This is a genomic window from Bradyrhizobium sp. AZCC 1577 (assembly GCF_036924575.1).
Classification (GTDB): domain Bacteria; phylum Pseudomonadota; class Alphaproteobacteria; order Rhizobiales; family Xanthobacteraceae; genus Bradyrhizobium.
Map to the genome: position 1 here is coordinate 2,800,670 of NZ_JAZHRQ010000001.1, position 18,580 is coordinate 2,819,249.

The 18,580-nt window shown below is 63.7% G+C and carries 13 protein-coding genes; 6 read left to right on the plus strand and 7 right to left on the minus strand.

Translation table 11 applies throughout. The features are described from left to right. The first annotated feature begins 5 nt into the window (after nt 1-5). Nucleotides 6-2,111, plus strand: a complete 2,106-nt coding sequence (locus V1278_RS13055) for an acetate--CoA ligase family protein (protein ID WP_334381008.1) — start codon at nt 6-8, stop codon at nt 2,109-2,111. 188 nt (nt 2,112-2,299) lie between these two features. Then, the gene (gene hemC / locus V1278_RS13060; RefSeq protein WP_334381009.1) at nt 2,300-3,286 is read left to right on the plus strand and encodes a hydroxymethylbilane synthase; all 987 of its coding nucleotides are present in this window, start codon (nt 2,300-2,302) and stop codon (nt 3,284-3,286) included. A gap of 154 nt (nt 3,287-3,440) precedes the next feature. Here the strand turns inward: hemC and V1278_RS13065 are convergent, their stop codons facing one another. From V1278_RS13065 to V1278_RS13080, 4 genes are all read right to left on the minus strand, one after another. Then, a complete protein-coding gene (locus V1278_RS13065) occupies nt 3,441-5,975 on the minus strand; it encodes a branched-chain amino acid ABC transporter ATP-binding protein/permease (protein ID WP_334381010.1) in 2,535 nt (844 codons plus the stop codon). Beyond that, entirely contained in the window at nt 5,972-6,847 is an 876-nt protein-coding gene (locus V1278_RS13070) for a branched-chain amino acid ABC transporter permease (RefSeq protein ID WP_057843407.1), read from the minus strand. The genes V1278_RS13065 and V1278_RS13070 overlap by 4 nt, the downstream gene beginning before the upstream one ends. Before the next feature lie 102 nt (nt 6,848-6,949). Further along, nucleotides 6,950-8,194, minus strand: a complete 1,245-nt coding sequence (locus V1278_RS13075; RefSeq protein WP_334364238.1) for an ABC transporter substrate-binding protein — start codon at nt 8,192-8,194, stop codon at nt 6,950-6,952. 187 nt (nt 8,195-8,381) lie between these two features. Further along, entirely contained in the window at nt 8,382-9,275 is an 894-nt protein-coding gene (locus tag V1278_RS13080) for an IclR family transcriptional regulator (protein ID WP_334364237.1), read from the minus strand. Nucleotides 9,276-9,482: 207 nt separating this feature from the next. Here V1278_RS13080 and V1278_RS13085 point away from each other — a divergent pair, with 207 nt between their 5' ends. From V1278_RS13085 to V1278_RS13095, 3 genes are read left to right on the plus strand one after another with little or no spacing between them, the layout of a single operon-like run. Further along, nucleotides 9,483-11,282, plus strand: coding sequence for a thiamine pyrophosphate-binding protein (locus V1278_RS13085; protein ID WP_334381011.1), 1,800 nt, complete (start codon nt 9,483-9,485; stop codon nt 11,280-11,282). Between the two features lie 20 nt (nt 11,283-11,302). Next, entirely contained in the window at nt 11,303-12,007 is a 705-nt protein-coding gene (locus tag V1278_RS13090; RefSeq protein ID WP_334364235.1) for an SDR family oxidoreductase, read from the plus strand. Nucleotides 12,008-12,025: 18 nt separating this feature from the next. Beyond that, entirely contained in the window at nt 12,026-12,409 is a 384-nt protein-coding gene (locus V1278_RS13095) for a cupin domain-containing protein (RefSeq protein WP_334364234.1), read from the plus strand. A gap of 132 nt (nt 12,410-12,541) precedes the next feature. Here the strand turns inward: V1278_RS13095 and V1278_RS13100 are convergent, their stop codons facing one another. From V1278_RS13100 to V1278_RS13110, 3 genes are all read right to left on the minus strand, one after another. After that, nucleotides 12,542-12,766, minus strand: coding sequence for a hypothetical protein (locus V1278_RS13100; protein WP_334381012.1), 225 nt, complete (start codon nt 12,764-12,766; stop codon nt 12,542-12,544). Between the two features lie 323 nt (nt 12,767-13,089). Next, nucleotides 13,090-13,890, minus strand: coding sequence for an SDR family NAD(P)-dependent oxidoreductase (locus V1278_RS13105; RefSeq protein ID WP_334381013.1), 801 nt, complete (start codon nt 13,888-13,890; stop codon nt 13,090-13,092). Between the two features lie 43 nt (nt 13,891-13,933). Further along, entirely contained in the window at nt 13,934-14,875 is a 942-nt protein-coding gene (locus V1278_RS13110; RefSeq protein WP_334381014.1) for a hypothetical protein, read from the minus strand. Nucleotides 14,876-15,071: 196 nt separating this feature from the next. Here V1278_RS13110 and V1278_RS13115 point away from each other — a divergent pair, with 196 nt between their 5' ends. Beyond that, complete coding sequence (locus V1278_RS13115; protein ID WP_334381015.1) at nt 15,072-18,545, plus strand: indolepyruvate ferredoxin oxidoreductase family protein; 3,474 nt, start codon at nt 15,072-15,074, stop codon at nt 18,543-18,545. Nucleotides 18,546-18,580: the final 35 nt, after the last annotated feature.

Genomic DNA, 18,580 nt, shown 5'->3' on the forward strand with positions numbered 1-18,580 from the left:
CCGATATGGACGCTCTGGAACGTTTGATCCGACCGAAGAGCGTGGCGATCATCGGCGCGTCGGCCGATGCCGGCAAGTTGACCAGCCGTCCGCTCGCCTTTCTGCAAAAGCATGGCTACGGGCACGAAATCTTTCCCGTGAACCCACGCTATCCGTCGATTTCCGGCCATCCCTGCTTTCCGGACATCCGGTCGTTGCCGCATGCGCCCGATGTTGCCATCGTTCTGGTCGGCTCTGCGCGCGTTCCGGAAGCGGTGAGGGACCTCGGCGCCATCGGCACCGGGGCGGCCATCGTGCTCGCCGGCGGATTTGGCGAAAGCGGCGCGGACGGAATGGCGCGACAGCAGGCGTTGAAAAGCGCCGCGGGCGGCATGCGGCTGCTCGGGCCGAATACGATCGGCCTCGTCAATCTCACCGATGGGATCGCATTGTCGGCGAGTGCGGCGCTTCAGAACAGCCAGGCTGTGCCCGGCTCGATCGCGCTGGTATCGCAGAGCGGGGGCATTCTCGGATCGCTGCTGTCGAGAGCCGAGGCCCAGGGGATCGGGTTTTCCAAACTGATCGCGACGGGCAATGAAGCCGATATCGATGTATCCGATCTCGTCGACTACCTGATCGACGATCCCGCCACGCAGGTGATTGCGCTCTATCTGGAAGGCCTGCGCAAGCCGATGCAGTTTCGCCAGGCGGCGCAGCGGGCGGCGCAAGCCGGCAAGCCGATCGTCGCCTTCAAGGTCGGGCGATCCGAGTCCGGCGCCCATGCCGCAAGCTCGCATACCGGAGCGCTCGCGGGATCGGATGCCGTCTACGATGCGTTGTTCAGGCAACTCGGTATCATCAGGGCGCTGCAATTCTCCGATCTGCTCGATATTCCGCTGGCATTAAGCTCCGGGCGGCGACTGAAAGGTCGCCGTATCGCCGTGGTGACATCAACCGGCGGCGCGGCGAGCCTGGTCGCCGACGCGGCCGGCCTGGCGGGGTTTGAGACCCTGGCGCCGGACCAGATGACGGCCGAGCGCTTGAAGGCGCTGAACATCCCGGATGCCGTGCTGGATCGAAACCCGATCGACGTTACCTTGGCGGGCGTGAAATCCGAATACTTTCGAGGTGTGCTCGACAGCGTGCTCGAAAGTCCTTCCTACGATGCGGTTGCCGTCATCCTGGGATCGTCCTCGATCACCGAGCCAGAGATTGTCGGCGCGCCCTTGCGCGATTGCTTCGCCCGGACCGACAAGCCGATTGTGACATTTGCCAGTCCCCACGCGCCGCAGGCGATCAGGCATCTCAATCTCTCGGGCATACCGACTTTCGCCACCCCAGAGGCCTGCGCCACCGCGTTTTCCGCCATGTGGCGCATGCGCGACAAGAGTTCTCCGCAAGTCAGCGCGCCGACTGTCCCCGCGGCGTTTGGAGCCGATGTCCAGAGCATGCTGCGGCCAGGTCCTCTCAACGAGTATGAGAGCAAGGCGCTGTTTGCGAAGTTCGGCGTTCCGATCACCCGCGAGGTCTGTGTCGCTACATCAGAGAAAGCTGCGCCCGCTGCGCTGAATTTCGGCGGCAACGTCGCGATCAAGATTCTCTCGCGCGAGGTGCTTCACAAGTCCGATGTCGGGGGAGTGGCGGTTAATATCGCGCCCGGTGAGGCCGGAGCCATCTGCATGCGTATGGCAGAAGGCTTTTTGTCGGCGACAGGCCGAAAGCCCGAGGGATTTCTGGTTCAGGAACTGGTGACCGGTGGCATCGAAATGATCCTCGGTTTCAAGTACGACAAGCAGCTTGGCCCCTCGATCCTGCTCGGCATGGGCGGCATCGCCGCCGAACTTTACAAGGACACCGCCGTGAGACTGGCGCCGCTTTCGCGGCGGGATGCGGAGGAAATGATCGACGAGCTGAAGTCTGCCCCGCTGCTGCGCGGCTTTCGCGGCCGTCCCGTTGCCGATGTCGATGCTCTCGTCGACGCCATGCTCGCTTTCTCCAGCATGGCGACGTCGATCGGAAAGAACCTACTGGAGGCGGAGATCAATCCTTTGTTTGTCTTGCCGAGAGGGAACGGAGTTAAGGCGGGAGACGGTGTCGTCGTTCTCGCGGCAGATGGGGATGGCAGAGGCTGAAGCCCTCCTGGCAGGTAAATTGCTTTGTTGCACAATGGGTTGCTTCGAGATGAGCGGCCGAAGGGGCCGGCTATCAAGCGGCCGGTTTTCCCGCCGCCAAAGACGTTGTTCTGGAGGACCGCTTGCTCTATCCCCTACGCTCGAGACAATCGTTGTGATCGAACGGAGACCTTGTGTCAGGACAAACCTTGAAGATTGGCACGCGCAAGAGCGCGATGGCGCTGGCGCAGACGGAAGGAATTGCGCGGCTGCTGCGCGCGGCTGATCCGGCGCTCGATGTCGAGATCGTCAAGTTCGAAACCCGCGGCGATCAGGACCAGACCAGCAAGCTGTTGCGCCACGGCGGCAAGGGCGGCGCGTTCGTCGCTGAAATTCGCGAGGCGATGCGCGGCGGAGAATTGCAGGCGGCGATGCATTCGCTCAAGGACGTTCCCGGCAACGAGGAGACGCCGGGCCTGATCATCGCGGCGACCCTGCCGCGCGATCCGGCCAACGACGCGCTGGTGTTGCGTCCGGGCCTTTCGCTGGATGCGTTTCGCGCATCGAAAGGTAAAGGCTTCAAGATCGGCACCAATGCGGTGCGCCGCGCCGCCTATCTGCGCCGGCTATTCCCCGAGGCCACCGTAATCCATTTCCGCGGCGCCGCCGATACCCGTGTCGCAAAGCTCGATCGCGGCGACAAGCAGCGGCTTCCCGATGGCGGCGAGGTGGGACCGGCGGATGCGCTGGTGATGGCAAGGTCAGGGCTCGAACGCATCGGAATGGCATCGCGTATCGTCCATGACTTTTTGGTTCGCGAAATGCTGCCCGCGGTAGGGCAGGGCATCGTCGCGGTGGAATGCGTCGAGAAGGACTGGGTCACGCGCGGCCGGCTCGCCAAGATCGAGGACGCCTCGTCGCGCCTCTGCGCCGAGGCCGAGCGCGAAGTGCTGTGGGTTTTAAACGGCCACTGCAACTCGCCGATCGCCGGCCATGCGACGTTGGCGGATCGTGAGATGACGCTGACGGCCGCCGTGCTGGATGAAGCCGGCGACTGCTTTATCGAGGTGTCGCGGAGTGGTCCGGCAGATCGCCCCCGCGAACTCGGTCGCGCCGTTGGGCTCGATCTGCTCGACAAGGGCGCGGCAGAGATTATCGCGCGCACGCGGCCGGAGGAAGATTCGATGCTTGCGTGAGGGTGCCGGTTATCGCGCCCAGCGTCATTGCGAGCGCAGCGAAGCAATCCATCTATCCCCGAGCCGAAATGTGGATTGCTTCGCTGCGCTCGCAATGACGTGGATGCGCCGCGGCGTGCCTCTCATGCGCGGAGGTGCAATGACGCGGTGGGCGTTACAGCCACAAAATCTTCTTGCGATATTCGAGATCCGTCAGCAGCGGTTGCGCCGGTCCTTGATGGAACACCGCGCCGCGTTCCAGCGCGAAGACGCGGTCGGCGAGCGCCAGCACTAGGTCGAGATTGTGCTCGACGATCACGATGGAGATGTGTTGTCGCAGCCGGTCGAACACCTTGAACAGTTCGAGGATCACGGCGGGTGCCAGCCCCTCGAAGGGCTCATCGAGCAGCAGGAGTTTGACATTGCCCGACATCGCGCGCGCCACCGCCACCATCTGCTGCTCGCCGCCGGAAAGATAATCCGACGCGACGTCCATGCGCTCGCGCAAACGCGGGAAATAGTTGAGGATCTGCGCTTCGTCCCACACCACGCCGTTGCTGCCGTCGGTCTTGCGCGCGAGACGCCCGAGCGAGAGATTTTCCCGTACCGTCATCCCGGCGAACAGGCCGCGGCCCTGCGGCACATAGCCGATGCCGGCGCGCGCTATCTCGGGCGCAGGCAGGCGGGAGATGTCCATGCCGGAATATTCGATCGCGCCTGACGACAACGGCACGAGGCCTGCGAGCGTCTTCAGGAGCGTCGACTTGCCGGCGCCGTTGCGGCCGAGCAGCGCAACGATTTCCCCTTCGCGCACGTCGAGGGTGGCGTCGTGCAGGATATGGCTCTTGCCGTAGAACGTGTTGACGCGTTCGAAGCGCAGAATGGGGGCTGTGCTGTCGCGGGCCTGCTCGCTCGTGACATGCTCGACCTCGGGAACGCCGGTGCCGGTATAGATCTCCTGCACCTTGCGGTCGGCGCGCACGGCCTCGGGCGTGCCGGTCATCAGCACTTCACCCTGGTTCATCACGGTGACGGTGCGGGAGAAGCCGAGCACGCGATCGATGTCGTGCTCGACGATCAGGACCGGAATGTTGGCGGCGATGTTCTTGACCAGGTTCGAGACGCGCTCGCGCTCGGCGGCGGCAAGCCCGGCGAGCGGTTCATCCAGCAGCAGCACCTGCGGCTTGGAGCCGAGCGCGATGCCGAGATCGACCAGCCGCTGCCCGCCATAGGACAGTTCGCCGCCTTCGATTGTCTCGATGCCTTCTAGGCCGAGGAACTTGATCAGCTCCGCGGTCTCGGCGTGGATATCCCTGTAGTGGTCGATGTCACGCCACAGGTCGAAACGCCCCGGGCTTTGCGCCTGTAGCGACAGGCGAAGGTTTTCGTAGATCGAAAGGCCCTTGAAAAGATTGGTGATCTGGAACGAGCGGGCCAGTCCCTGATGGCAGATCGCCTCCGACGGCACGCCCTGGATCTCGCGGCCGTTCAGCCTGATGGTGCCGCTGTCGGTCGGATAGAGGCCGGAGACCAGATTGAACAGCGTGGTTTTTCCTGCGCCGTTCGGCCCGATCAAGGCGTGGATTTCGCCCGCGCCGACGGTGAGGCTCGCATCGGTGACCGCGCGAATGCCGCCAAAGCTCTTCGAGACGCCTTGCACGTCGAGCACAATACCCTCGATCGCTTTCGGCCGCAGGAAGGCCGGCAAAGGCAGGCCTTGGTAGATTTTTCGCCTGCTCATCGCGGCGGTTTCTTCCGGCGGCGGCCACCAGCGCTTTGCGAGTGTCGCCCAGATGCCGACGAGGCCGCCTGGCGAATACAGCACGAAGGCGACGAAGACGAGACCGAACCAGAGCAGCCAGTTCGGCGTCCAGATTGAAAACAACTCGCGGAACAGGATGAAGAACAGCGCGCCGATCGCCGGTCCGAGCATGCTGCGCATGCCGCCGATCACGACGATGGCGAGCAGTTCGCCGGAGAACGGGACGGAAACGGCCTCGGCAGAGACCAGATAGTTCTGGAAGCCGATCAGCCCGCCGGCAAAGCCGGTCACGACCGCCGAGATCACGAAGACCCCGAGCTTGTAGCGCTCGACCGGATAGCCCTGGAACGTGGCGCGCAACTGGTTCTCGCGGATCGCCATCAGCACATGGCCGAACGGCGAGCGCACCAGCCGCAGCAGGAGATAAAGCACGCCGAGGCAGAGTGCGGAGACGACGAGGTAATAGTTGAGTGCGTTATCGAGGCTGAACGGGCCGATGCTGCCCCGCTTCAGGCCGCCGAGACCGTCCTCGCCGCCGGTTACCGCGGTCCAGCGAAAAGCGATGGTATAGGTCAGCGCCGACAGCGCCAGCGTCAGCAGCGAGAAATAGACGCCGCGCCGGCGCAAAATGACGAAGCCGACGAAGGTCGCGATGACGGCGACGACGATCGCCGCAAGTAGCAGCGGCAGGAAGATGTCGCCACCGAACCAGTTGCGCTGGATCAGTCCCGCCGCATAGGCGCCGATGCCGAACCAGGCGCCGTGGCCGAACGAGACGAGCCCGGTATAGCCGATGCAGAGGTTGAGCCCCATCGCGGCAATGGCGAGCGCCACCACCATCGTGCCGGTGTTGAGTGACAGGCCGAGCAGATAGAGGCCGAACGGCAGCACGATGACGGCAAGCGCGGCCAGCAGCAGCGGACGAAATTTGGCGGCAGGCGTCATCATTCGAACTTCTCGATACGTTCGCCGAGCAGCCCGCGCGGCCGCACCATGAGCACCAGGAACATCAGCACATAGATCGAGGCTTCACCGGCAGCCGGCGCGAAGTGGATGGTGATGCCCCTGACGACACCGACCAGAAGGGCTGATATCACCACGCCCCAAAAGCTGCCGAGGCCGCCGATCACGACGACGACAAAGGCAACCGTGATGATCTCGGCGCCCATCGCCGGATGCACGATCGTGATCGGTGCAAAGAAGGCGCCGCCGAGCGCGGCCATGCCGACGCCCAGCATGACGATCGCGGTCATGTAGGGCTGCAAGCGAATGCCGAGTGCGGCGACCATGTCCGGCCGCTGGATGCCGGCGCGCACCACGCGGCCGAACGACGTCTTGTGCAGCAAGAGCCAGACACCGAGCAGGACTGCAGCGACGACGGCGAGGATGAGCAAGCGATAGCGCGAGAACAGGAAATCGCCGAGGAACACCGAGCCGCGAAGCGCCTGCGGGATCGCGGCCGAGATCGGCGGCGCGCCCCAGATGATGCGGATCGCCTGTTCAGTCACCATGGCGAGGGCGAACGTCACGAGCAAGCTCAGGATCGGGTCGGCGTCGTAGAACCTTCGCAGGATGAAGCGCTCGAAGAGAATGCCGAGCAGCGCGACCGCAACCGGCGACAGCACCACCGCCGAGCCGAAGCCGAGATACTTCGTGATCTCGACGGAAATGTAGGCGCCGAGCGCATAGAACGCGCCATGCGCGAGGTTGACGATGCCGCCGACGCTGAAGATCAGCGACAGCCCAAGCGCAATCAGGAGGTAATAGCCTCCGAGCACCAGGCCATTCACCACCTGTTCAAGCAGGAATCCAAACTGCATCTGCGATCCGCGACTCTAACCGCACCTTGAAAAAGAGACGGCGCCGGCCGATCTGTGCCGGCGCCGTTAACGCCAGTGTGCCCGACGCCCGGATTCGGGCTTCTATGCCTTCATGTTGCAGGGATTTTGCGTCTTCGTCGGGTAGATCGTTTCAAGGTCGGCGCCCGCGGCCGGAACGGCCTCGCCGAGCACCAGCATGTCCCACTTGTCCTTCATCTCGTTCTTCGCCTTCACCGTGAAGGGATAGGCCTCCTGAACGAGCTGATGGTCCCAGGATCGGAAATACGCCTTGCGCGACTTCATGATGTCGAACTGCGTCTGCTTCTCGAAATAGCCGATCAGCGCGTCGCTCTCGGTCGACTTGGTCTCGGTGATCGCCTGCGCGATCATTTTCAGCGTGATGTATTCGATCCAGGCATGGTTCTCCGGCGGCTTGCCGTATTTCTTGCTGAAGGCCTCGACGAAGGCCTTGGACGCCGGATTGTCGAGCGTGTGGTACCAGACCGTCGGCCAGGTGCCGGAAAGATTGCCTTCGCCCATCGCCCAGGCGTCGCCGGTATTGAGGTTGAAGCCGACGAGCGGGTAGGGGAAGCCGAACTCGGCATATTGCTTGACGAGATTGGTGACCTGGTTGCCGGCGAGGTTACAGCAGACGACATCGGGCTTGGCCTGCCGCACCTTCAGGAGATACGGGCTGAAGTCGGTAACGTCGGTCGCGATCAGCTCGTCGCCGATCAGGGTAGCGTCGTTGGCGCTGAAGAAGGCCTTTGCCGCCTTCAAGAGGTCGTGGCCGAAAATATAGTCCGCCGTCAGCGTGACGAACTTCTTGCCCTTCACCATGCTCTTCTGCTTGAGCGCGGTGCCGACGGCGTTGACCATCACCGTGTTGGGAATGTCGCAATGGAAGGAGTAGCGGTTGCAGTCCTTGCCGCGCAGCGCGTCCGAGCGCGCGCCGGTCGAGAAGAACACCTTCTTGTTGCGTTCGGCGACTTGCATGATGGTCAGCGACGAGGCGGATGAGATTTCGCCGAACAAGAGCACGGCGCCGTCCTGTTCGATCATGCGCTGCGCCTTGGTCGAGGCGGTGGCGGGGTTGACGGAGTCTTCCGACATCAGGTCGATTGGCTTGCCCATGATGCCGCCGGACGCGTTGATCTCCTCCGCCGCCATCTTCACCCCTAGCTGGGCGTAGCTGCCGATCGCGCCGAGGAAACCGGTCAGCGGCACCAGATGGCCGATTTTGATCCGCGCGGCCTGTGCGCGGACGATGGCGGGAGATCCGATAGCGGATACGCCGGCAAAAGCGGCGCCGGCCTTCAACAGAGTGCGTCGGCTAAAGCGGGTCATGACTGATCTCCTCCCGAGAGTTCGCCTTGACGTTCTCCCTCCGATTCCCGCTTATGCGACAATGTGAGAGACGTTCTTTTATTATTGTAGGATATTTCCGGACGCGGCGTCGGCTGTCAACGCCAAATGCGTCGTGGCCGCGCAGCACCGCGCACTGAGGCAATTCAGAAAGAGTGAGGTCGGGAAATCAGGAGGATTTCGCCAGACCCCGTGCGCCGAATTCGATCGACAGCCGGCTGGCGGCCGATTGCACCAGCTTGGCGCGGCTCTGCACCACCTGATCGGTCATGCGCCAGATCGGGCCGGAGATGCCGAGCGCGCCGATCACTTCGCCGGTGAAATGATACACCGGCACCGCAACGCAGCGGACTTCTGCGTTGTATTCGCCGTCGTCGAATGCGATCGCGTTGCGGCGGATTTCGGCGATCTCGCGCATCAGCACGGCGGGATCGGTGATCGATTTTTTCGTCGAGGGCTTCAGCTCGACGCGTTCGAGAAAGCGCTTCAACTGATCGGGGCGGAGCGAGGCCAGCATGATCTTGCCGAGCGCGGTGCAGTGCGCCGGCCGCACCACGCCGACGCGGTCGGCCAGTTGGAACGCGCCAGCCCCGCTGGTGCGGGCGATCACGACCACCGCGTCGCCCATGCGCACGGCAAAATGACCGCTCTCGCCGGTCTCTCGCGACAGCTCTTCCAGGATTGGCGTGGCCAGATTGACCATCTCGATTTCGTCGAGCGCGCTGGCCGCCAGCGCAAACAGCGGCCGGCCGACGCGGTAACGTTTGGAATCGCGCTCCTGCCTGAGATAGCCGAGCGACACCAGCGTCTTGGCGAGATGAAAGGTGGTGGAATTGTGCAGGCCGACCAGCTTGCTGAGATCAGCCAATCCAATGCCTTCGCGGTGGCGCGCGACTTCTTCCAGGATCGAGAACGCGCGCCCGAGCGACTGCACGCCGCCGCGTGCGCGCTCCTCGGCTTCGTCGTCGATGTTGGGCTCGCTCGACGGCATCAGCCTTGCGATCGAAACCTTGCGTGGGCCTGCAGGCTTGTCGCTCGTCCTCGGCTTGGTGCGCGGCTTCACGGAATCAGTTCTCCAGGTGGGCGAGGCGAAGTCTAGCAGGTCGCCCTTGCCCTTCAACGGCATCACCTCCGGTCGGAGGTGCGATTCAGCATACCACAATAGCAATTGACGTACAGTATTATGAGAAATAGGTTCGCGAGGCAGCCGACCGCGCGAGGTAAAGACGCGGAGGCGAATTCGTTGGGCTTAGGGAGAGAGAGTGAATCGATGTCGCGTAACATGCTCAACGGCGCCCAGGTCATCGTCGACTATCTGATCCAGGAAAAGGTGCCGCAGGTGTTCGGCCTGTGTGGCCACGGCAACATCCAATTCATCGACGCGCTGTATGAACGTTCCCACGATATCAAGACGATCTCGGTGCATCACGAGAGCGTCGCCGGCTTCATGGCCGACGTTTACTACCGCGTCTCGGGCCGGCCGACGGCGACGTTTACCTCCTGCGGGCCCGGCTCGGCCAACCTGCCGATCTCGCTTGCGAATGCCTTTCTCGATTCCGTGCCGTTCCTGGCGGTGACCGGCAACGTGCCGACCAGCCAGTTCAACCGGGGCGCCTTCCAGGAGATGTACCGGCATCACCAGGCCGATTTTCCTTCCACCGTGCGCACGATCTGCAAGAAGGTGTTCCAGCCGACGCGCGGCGAAATGGTGCCGCTGGCGGTCCGGCAGGCCTGGAAGACCATGACAACGGGCCGCCCCGGGCCTGTCGTGCTCGACGTGCCCTTCGACGTGTTCATGGAATCGGCGGCCGAGGAGGCGCCGAACGCGATCGAGTGGAACGCCAACATATCGAGCCGCTGCGGCGCCGATCCGGAGGGCGTGGTGAAAGCCGTCGACATGCTGCTCGGTGCCGAGCGGCCGGCGATCATCGTCGGCCAAGGCGTGCGCTACGGCGGCGCAGCGGAGGAACTGCTGCGGCTCGCCGAGCGGCTGCAGATTCCGGTCGCGGCTTCCGCCAGCGGCCTCGGCGCGATCGACTGCAACCATCCGTTGGCGCTGGGCCTCGTCGCGCGGGCCGGCCACTACCAAGCCAATCACGCGACGCGTCAGGCCGACGTGCTGCTGGCAATGGGGATGCGGTTCGACGATCGTACCTCGAGCTCGTGGATTCCCGGCTATTCCTTCACCATTCCGCCGACGCGTCTGATCCATGTCGATATCGATCCGGAGGAGATCGGCCGCAACTATCCGGTCGCGCTCGGCCTGATGGCCGACGTCCGTACCTTCCTGCGGCAGGTTCACGCCGAACTCGATCGCCGCGGCGATCTCGCGAAGAAGCTGGACGCGCGCAAGAAGTGGCTCTCGCAGATCGATGGCTATCGGAAAGAGTGGGACAAGTTCGTCGCCCCCGGATTTTCCGACGACACCACGCCGATCAATCCGCAGCGCGCCGCGCTCGAAATCGACAAGGCGCTGCCGGAAGATGCCATCCTCGTCAGCGACATCGGGGTGCATCACAACTGGCTGCTCGGCTTCTGCAAGCCGAAGCGGCCGGATTCGCTGATCGGCTCGATGGGGTTCGGTCCGATGGGCTTTGGCGTTGCCGGCGTGATGGGCGCGAAGTTCGCGGCGCCCGATCGTCCCTGCGTGTCGGTGTGCGGCGACGGCGCGTTCTTCATGCACGCCAATGTGCTGGGGACGGCTGTCGAATACAATCTGCCCGTGGTCTGGGTGGTCTGGAACAACTACGCCTACGCCTCGATCCGCGGGCTACAGCGCGGCTATCTCAGTGGCCGCGAGCTCGCGACCGATTTCCACGATCCCAACACCGGCGAGCGCTACAATCCGGATTTCGCGGCGATGGCCCGTTCCTGCGGCGTCGAGGGCGTGCGCGTCGATCGCGCCGGCGATCTCGGCGAGGCCATCCGCAAAGCCATCGCGGCGAACAAACCCTATCTGATCGACGTCGATATCGCCGCCGACATCAATCCGGTCGGTGCGGGCGTCTGGGAATTGCCCGGGCTCGGGCAGAGCAAGGCCGGTATCGGCACGCGCTACCAGCCCGCCTGATCTCACTTCGAGGAAATCACATGCTGCTAGCAGGCAGGAAAGTCGTCGTCGTCGGTGGTTCCTCCGGCATCGGCATGTCGACCGCGGAGATGGCGAAGCGCGAGGGTGCAGACGTCATCATTGCGTCCCGCAATGTCGAAAAACTCGACCAGGTGGCGGAGAAGCTGAACGCCATCGCGATCCCCGCCGACGTCACCAGCGATGATAGCGTGGCAAAGCTGTTCCGCCGTTGCGGTCCGGTCGATCATGTCGTGGTCACGGCGGCGCAGCTTCGCACCGGGGCGTTCAAGACGGTGGCGATGGAAGATGTGCGCGTCACCATGGAAGGCAAGTTCTGGGGCGCGTGGCGGGTCGCGCGCGAGGCCGAAATCCGCGCCGGCGGCTCGCTGACCCTGGTCTCGGGTTTTCTCAGTGTCCGTCCGCGGCCGAACTCGGCAATCGTCAGCGCCGCCAACGGCGCGCTGGAGTCGCTGGCGAGGGCGCTCGCGCTGGAATTGGCGCCGGTGCGTGTCAATGCGGTCTCGCCGGGCGTGATCGACACCCCGATCCGTGCTGCGATGCCGGAAGAGGCGCGGCGCGACATGCTGGCGAAGACGGCGGCGGCGCTGCCGGCCGGGCGCGTCGGTGCGGCTGAGGACATCGCGCGGCAAATCCTGAGCTTCATGGCGAACGGTTTTGCGACCGGATCGATCGTCTATGTCGATGGCGGGGCGCTAGTGATCTGACCGGCAAAGGAGGCAATCATGGCTCCAGAAAACAACGGCGCCTTTATCCGCAATATCGCCGAAGTGCCGTGGCGCGAATTCCCCAATCACTTTGGCGGCGCCCTATCAAAGCCGCTGGCGATGCCGGAGACCGCGGGCTCCCGCCACATCGACTATCGCATCTCGATGTACCAGCCGATGGCCCATGTCGCGCGCCACAAGCACCTCGTGCAGGAGCAGATCTATCACGTGCTCGAAGGCGAGGGGCTGATGGAGATCGCGGGAAAAAATCACGTGGTGCGCAAGCACGACGTCATCTTCCTGCCGCCCGGCGTCGAACACGCCATTTCGAATTCGGGGTTGGTCGATCTGGTGTTCCTGGTGATCACCTCGCCGGTAACGGATGAGGAGAAACCGGTGTGAGCTGCGTTTCCCGGGCGCAGCGCAGCGCGTTAGCGGTGCGCTGCAGAACCGGGGTCCATACGCTGTTGGTGGGTCCCGGCTCTGCGGCGCAGCGTTGCACGCTGCACCGCGTCCGGGACACGGAACCAAGAATCACGCCGCAAGATCCTGCAGCAGCAGTGACGAGCCGCGAATCAGCACCTTGCGTCCCTTCGCGGTGATAACCGGCACATCGCCGTGCATCACGGCGAGTTCGAGCGCGATCAGGCCGTCGATCGTGGTGCGGCTCATGCGGGGCAGGCTCGAAGATGGAGTCCGCAATGCCTTCAGCGTTTCCCACTGCGCCGGTGTCAGCTCGTAGTCGAATTCTTCGTTCATGGTGCCTCGGCTTCCCACAATTCTTGTGGCGCCTCATAGCGAGCGCACATGAAATTCGTACGACCGCAACGAGACGGGATTTCGACAAGCGACGACGTTGCTGTCACATCATCGTGTCATTGGAATCGATCGATTTTTTTCGAATCACGCGGGGCGACCAAAAACAAACAACGCCGGCGCAGATCGCGTGAGCAGGGGCGCGTCAAAAAGACCGCCCAACGGCCGCAATCCTTAAGAGAAGGTTACTAATTAAAGGTAAACATGCGGGGCGGGAGTAATACGGTTCCGCCACTGTATCTACGATTCTCGCGGACACAACACGACTATCCCCGCCGCACGCTCGCGCCGCCATCGACCGGCAGTGTCACGCCGGTGATAAAACTCGCTTCGTCCGAGGCGAGGAACAGCGCGGCGTTGGCGACGTCCCAGCCGGTGCCCATCTTCTGGCGCAGCGGCACCTTGCTGTCGCGTTCGGCCTCGACCTCGGCGCGGCTCTTTTTGAATTCGCGGGCGCGGGTGTCGACCGCCATCGGCGTGTTCATCAGTCCGGGCAGGATGACGTTGGCGCGGATGCCGTATTGCGCGTTCTGGTAGGCGAGCTGTTCGGTGAAGGCGATCATCGCCGACTTGGTCGCCTTGTAGGCGACGTACGGATAAGTCGTGATCGCGGCCATCGAGGAGATGTTGATGATCGCGCCACTTCTTTGCACCCGCATGATCGGGATGACGTGCCTGGCCGCCCACACGCAGCTCTTAAGGTTGATCGCGACGCAGCGGTCGAACGCTTCCTCGCTGATATCGAGCAGTTCGGCGTCGCCGCCGGCCAGGCTGACGCCGACATTGTTGTGCAGCACGTCTATGCGGCCCCAGCGTGCTTGCGCGTCTGCCACCATCGCCTTCAACTCGGCGCTTTTGGTGACATCGGCTCTGAAGGCTGCCGCAGTGCCGCCGCTTGCGGCAATCATGTCGACGGTCTCCTGCGCCGAGGCCAGATTATGATCGACGCACAGCACCTTGGCGCCTTCGCGCGCAAAGGTCAGCGCGGTGGCGCGGCCGTTGCCGATGCCTTCGCCGGGGCTCTGGCCGGCGCCGACGACGATGGCGACACGATCTTTCAGGCGCATCTCATTCCACTCCCCGCATCGGGTACTGTTTCCGGATCATGCTCTAGCCGTAGAGCGCTTGGTGCTCCTGCTCGTAGTTAGCGTAGGAATCCTTGATGCTCGCCATGTTCAACAGCATGGTGGCGACCGGTGTGTCGTCGGCTGCGAACACGGTGGTGCGGACCCAGACGCTTTCGGTGCGGCGGCTGCCGCTGAGCGCGACGACCTCGCGTTCGGTTGCATAGGTCTCGCCGACGAATAGCGGCCCGCGCAGCAGGCGAATCTCCTGATCCGCGAACAGCCCGACCGCGGGTCCGCGGACCGGCAGCCGGTCTTCGCGGGCGCGGTACTGAAACAGCACGCTCAGCATTTCGAACGGGATGATCGCGCGGCCCCAGGGATTGAGCTCCTGGGAATAATACGCGGATGGTTCGGTGATGAGCTTCAGCTTCTGCTCAAGCGAAAACGGATAGAGATCGCCCATATGCTGGTCGAAATCCATTTTCACGGCCTGACGCGGCGTCTTCATGCCAACCTTGACGTCGGCGAGGATGACGGGATCGGCGAGCGGCTTCAATTCGCCGAGTCGCCGGGAAAGTGCTGTTTCCATTACGTCGCCGACGGAAGCGGTGCCGCGCAAAATCTCGGTGCCGTCGTGCTTGGTCATCCCGATCGCACAAGTCGTTTGCCCCGGCTTCGGTTTCTCGATGTTCGCCTGCACTTCTTCGCCTTCGAAGGCGGGATTGCGGTAGTGCGCGGACAGGCAGCCGGTTTCGAACCAGGCCTGGCCCCAGATGCGTTCGCACAGCGGCGCGAACTGGCTGAAATGGGTCGGGCCCTCGATGGTGCCGCCCTGAAAGCCGAGCTTCTGCGCGGTCGCATCGTCGTGGATCGAGGCGTGCGAATCATAGACCTGCGCGTGGAGCATTTGCCTCGGGCTCCGCCACGGCCCGACGAGCAGATTACCGCTCTCCGATATCTCGGTTCTGAAGGCCGGTTCTGTCATCGCTGGCGTCTCCCTTTATTCCTAAGCGTTTCAAAGAAGGAAGGCTTCCGCAAGAGGCCCGGCCGATCCACAACACGGGCGAGATATGCCCTGCGGCCATGAATTCACGCTGGGCACGCATAGCAAAATCGGTGCATGCTGTTCGCAATTAGACCGGTTCAAATAACCGGCGGAACGTGCGACGGGGAGCGGACGAATGGCGTTGATGGAAGTGGGACTGGACGACAAGTACCGTCTGGATGCGAAACGGATTTTTCTGTCCGGTACGCAGGCGCTGGTCCGCCTTCCCATGTTGCAGCGCGAACGCGATCGCGCACAGGGGCTCAATACCGCAGGCTTCATCTCCGGCTACCGCGGCTCGCCGCTCGGCATGTACGATCACGCGCTGTGGCGCGCCAAAACTTTCCTCAAGCAGCATGACATCGAGTTCTCACCGGGTCTCAACGAGGACCTGGCGGCTACCGCTGTATGGGGGAGCCAGCAGGTCGGCATGTTCCCGGGCGCCAAGGTCGATGGCGTATTCGGCATCTGGTATGGCAAGGGCCCCGGCGTCGACCGTTCCGTCGATGCGCTGAAGCATGCCAACTCCGCCGGCACCTCGCCGAATGGCGGCGTGATTGCGCTGGCCGGCGACGACCATGGCTGCCAGTCCTCGACGCTCGCCCACCAGAGCGAGCAGGTGTTCGCGGCAGCCTTGATGCCGGTGGTCAACCCGGCCACGCTGCAGGATTATCTCGATCTCGGCATTTTGGGCTTTGCGCTATCGCGCTATTCCGGCTGCTGGGTCGGGTTCAAGGCGATTTCCGAGACGGTCGAAAGCTCGGCCTCGATCGTCAGCGATCCCGATCGCATCAAGATCATCATGCCCGACGATTTCGAGATGCCGCCGGGCGGGCTTTCGATCCGCTGGCCCGATGCGCCGATGGAGCAGGAGCGGCGGCTGCACGGTCCGAAGATGCAGGCGGTCGCCGCATTCGCGCGCGTCAATCGCTTCGACCGTATCGTGCTGGATTCAAAGCCGGCGCGGCTCGGCATTATGGCGACCGGCAAGGCCTATCTGGATCTGCGGCAGGCGCTGGCCGATCTCGGCATTACCGATGTGGAAGCGCGGGCACTGGGATTGCGTATCTACAAGGTGGCGCTGACCTGGCCGCTGGAGGAATCCGGCGCGCGGGCCTTTGCCGAAGGCCTGCAGGACGTGCTCGTGGTCGAGGAGAAGCGCGGCTTTGTCGAGGACCAGCTTGTCCGCATTCTCTACAACATGGATGCCGCGAAGCGCCCTTCGGTGGTCGGCAAACTTGACGAGGGCGGCGCCATGCTGTTGCCGAGCGAAGGCGAATTGACGCCGACCATGGTGGCGGCGGCCATCGTGGCGCGGTTGCGAAAACTCGGTCATCGCAGCCCGGCACTGGAGCAGCGTCTCGCAAAACTCGAGGCGTTCGACCGTCCCGTGGACGGCGTCGGCACCGCAAAGCTGCAGCGGACACCGTATTTCTGCTCGGGCTGTCCGCACAACACCTCGACCAAGATCCCCGAGGGCAGCCGCGCGATGGCCGGCATCGGCTGTCACGGCATGGCGCTGTCGGTGCCGAACCGCCGGACGCAAACGATCTCGCATATGGGCGCGGAGGGTGTCACCTGGATCGGGCAGGCGCCGTTCACCAGCGAGCCACATGTGTTCCAGAATCTCGGTGACGGCACCTACACCCATTCCGGCCTGCTCGCGATCCGCGCGGCGGCGGCTGCCGGCGTCAATATCACCTACAAGATCCTCTATAATGATGCGGTCGCGATGACCGGCGGCCAGCCGGCCGAAGGCGGGCTTTCGGTATCGCAGATCGCGCACCAGGTTTCGGCGGAGGGCGCCAAGCGGCTTGCCATCGTCTCCGACGATCCCGAGAAATATCCCAGCAACTATTTTCCGGCAGGCGCGACCGTTCACCACCGCCGCGAGCTCGACGCGGTGCAAAAAGAGTTGCGCGAGGTCAAGGGCCTCACGGTCCTGATCTATGACCAGACCTGCGCGGCGGAAAAGCGCCGGCGCCGCAAGCGCGGACTCTATCCGGATCCGCCGAAGCGCGTCTTCATCAACGAACGCGTCTGCGAAGGCTGCGGCGACTGCTCTTCCGTTTCGAACTGCGTTTCGGTGCAGCCGCTGGAAACCGAATTCGGCCGCAAGCGGCGGATCGACCAGTCGAACTGCAACAAGGACTTTTCCTGCATCGAGGGCTTTTGCCCGAGCTTTGTCACGGTGCATGGCGGGCGCTTGCGGAAGGCCGATCGGGCGGCGGCTGATCCCTCGGCGCTGTTTGCCGATCTGCCGACGCCGGCAGGCCCCGCGCTCGATGGCGCCTACAACATCCTCGTCACCGGCATCGGCGGCACCGGCGTCATCACCATCGGCGCGCTGCTCGGCATGGCCGCGCATGTCGAGGGCAGGGCGTGCTCGACGCTCGACTTCACAGGGTTATCGCAGAAGAACGGCGCTGTGATGAGCCACGTCCGCATCGCGCCGCAGGCCGACGATCTCTCGACCGTCCGCATCGCCCCCGGCGGCGCCAATCTCATCCTCGGCTGCGACATCGTGGTCGCCACCAGCATCCCCGCGCTGAGCCGGGCCGAGCGCGGCGTGACGCGGGCGATCGTCAATGCCGACCTGTTGCCGACCGCGAGCTTCGTCATCAATCCCGACATCGATTTCGAGGCGGGAACGATGCGGGATTCGCTCAACGAGGCGGTCAGCGCATCCGACCTCGACATTCTCGATGCCACCGGGCTTGCCACCGCGCTGATGGGCGACAGCATCGCCACCAACGCCTTCATGCTCGGCTTTGCGTTCCAGCGCGGGGCAATCCCGCTGTCGCTGGAAGCGATCATGAAGGCGATCGACCTCAATGGCGCGGCGATCGAGATGAACAAGCTCGCGTTCTCCTGGGGCCGGCTCGCGGCGCACGATCTGCCGCGCGTTGTCAGCGCCGCACGCTTCAAGAGTTCGGGCGCGGCGCCGGTCCGGCGCACGCTCGACGAAAGCATCGCGTTCCGCGCCAAGTTCCTGACGGACTATCAGAATGAGGCCTACTCGAAGCGATACCTCGCCGAGGTCGAGCGCGTCCGCGCCGCGGAAGCCAAGGCCGCGCCGGGCTCGCATGAACTGACCGAGGCGTTCGCCATGGGCCTGTTCAAGCTGATGGCCTACAAGGACGAATACGAGGTCGCTCGACTTTATTCCGACGGCGAGTTTGCAAAAGCGCTGAAGGAGCAGTTCGACGGTGACGCGAGCGTCAAGGTCAGCCTCGCGCCGCCGCTGCTGGCATCCCGCGATAGACTGACCGGGCATTTGCGCAAGCGCGAATTCGGCTCCTGGATATTCCGCGCCTTCGACATCCTGTCCCACTTAAAGTTCCTCCGCGGCACCGCGTTCGATCCGTTCGGCTATTCAGCCGAGCGGCGGATGGAGCGGGCCCTGCCGGGCGAATATTCCGCGATGGTCTTCCGCCATCTCGACAGGGCCAAGCCGCATGACTGGCCGCGTCTGGTGGCGCTGGCGAAATCAGCGGAACTCGTTCGCGGCTATGGCCATGTCAAGGAAGCCAATGTCGCGAAATACCGTGCGGAGTGCACGCGGCTGGAAGCGGCGATCGGCCAGCCGGTGGCGCAGGCCGCCGAGTAGGGGCTGTTCATCCGGCACGTGAAGTTTTTCACGGG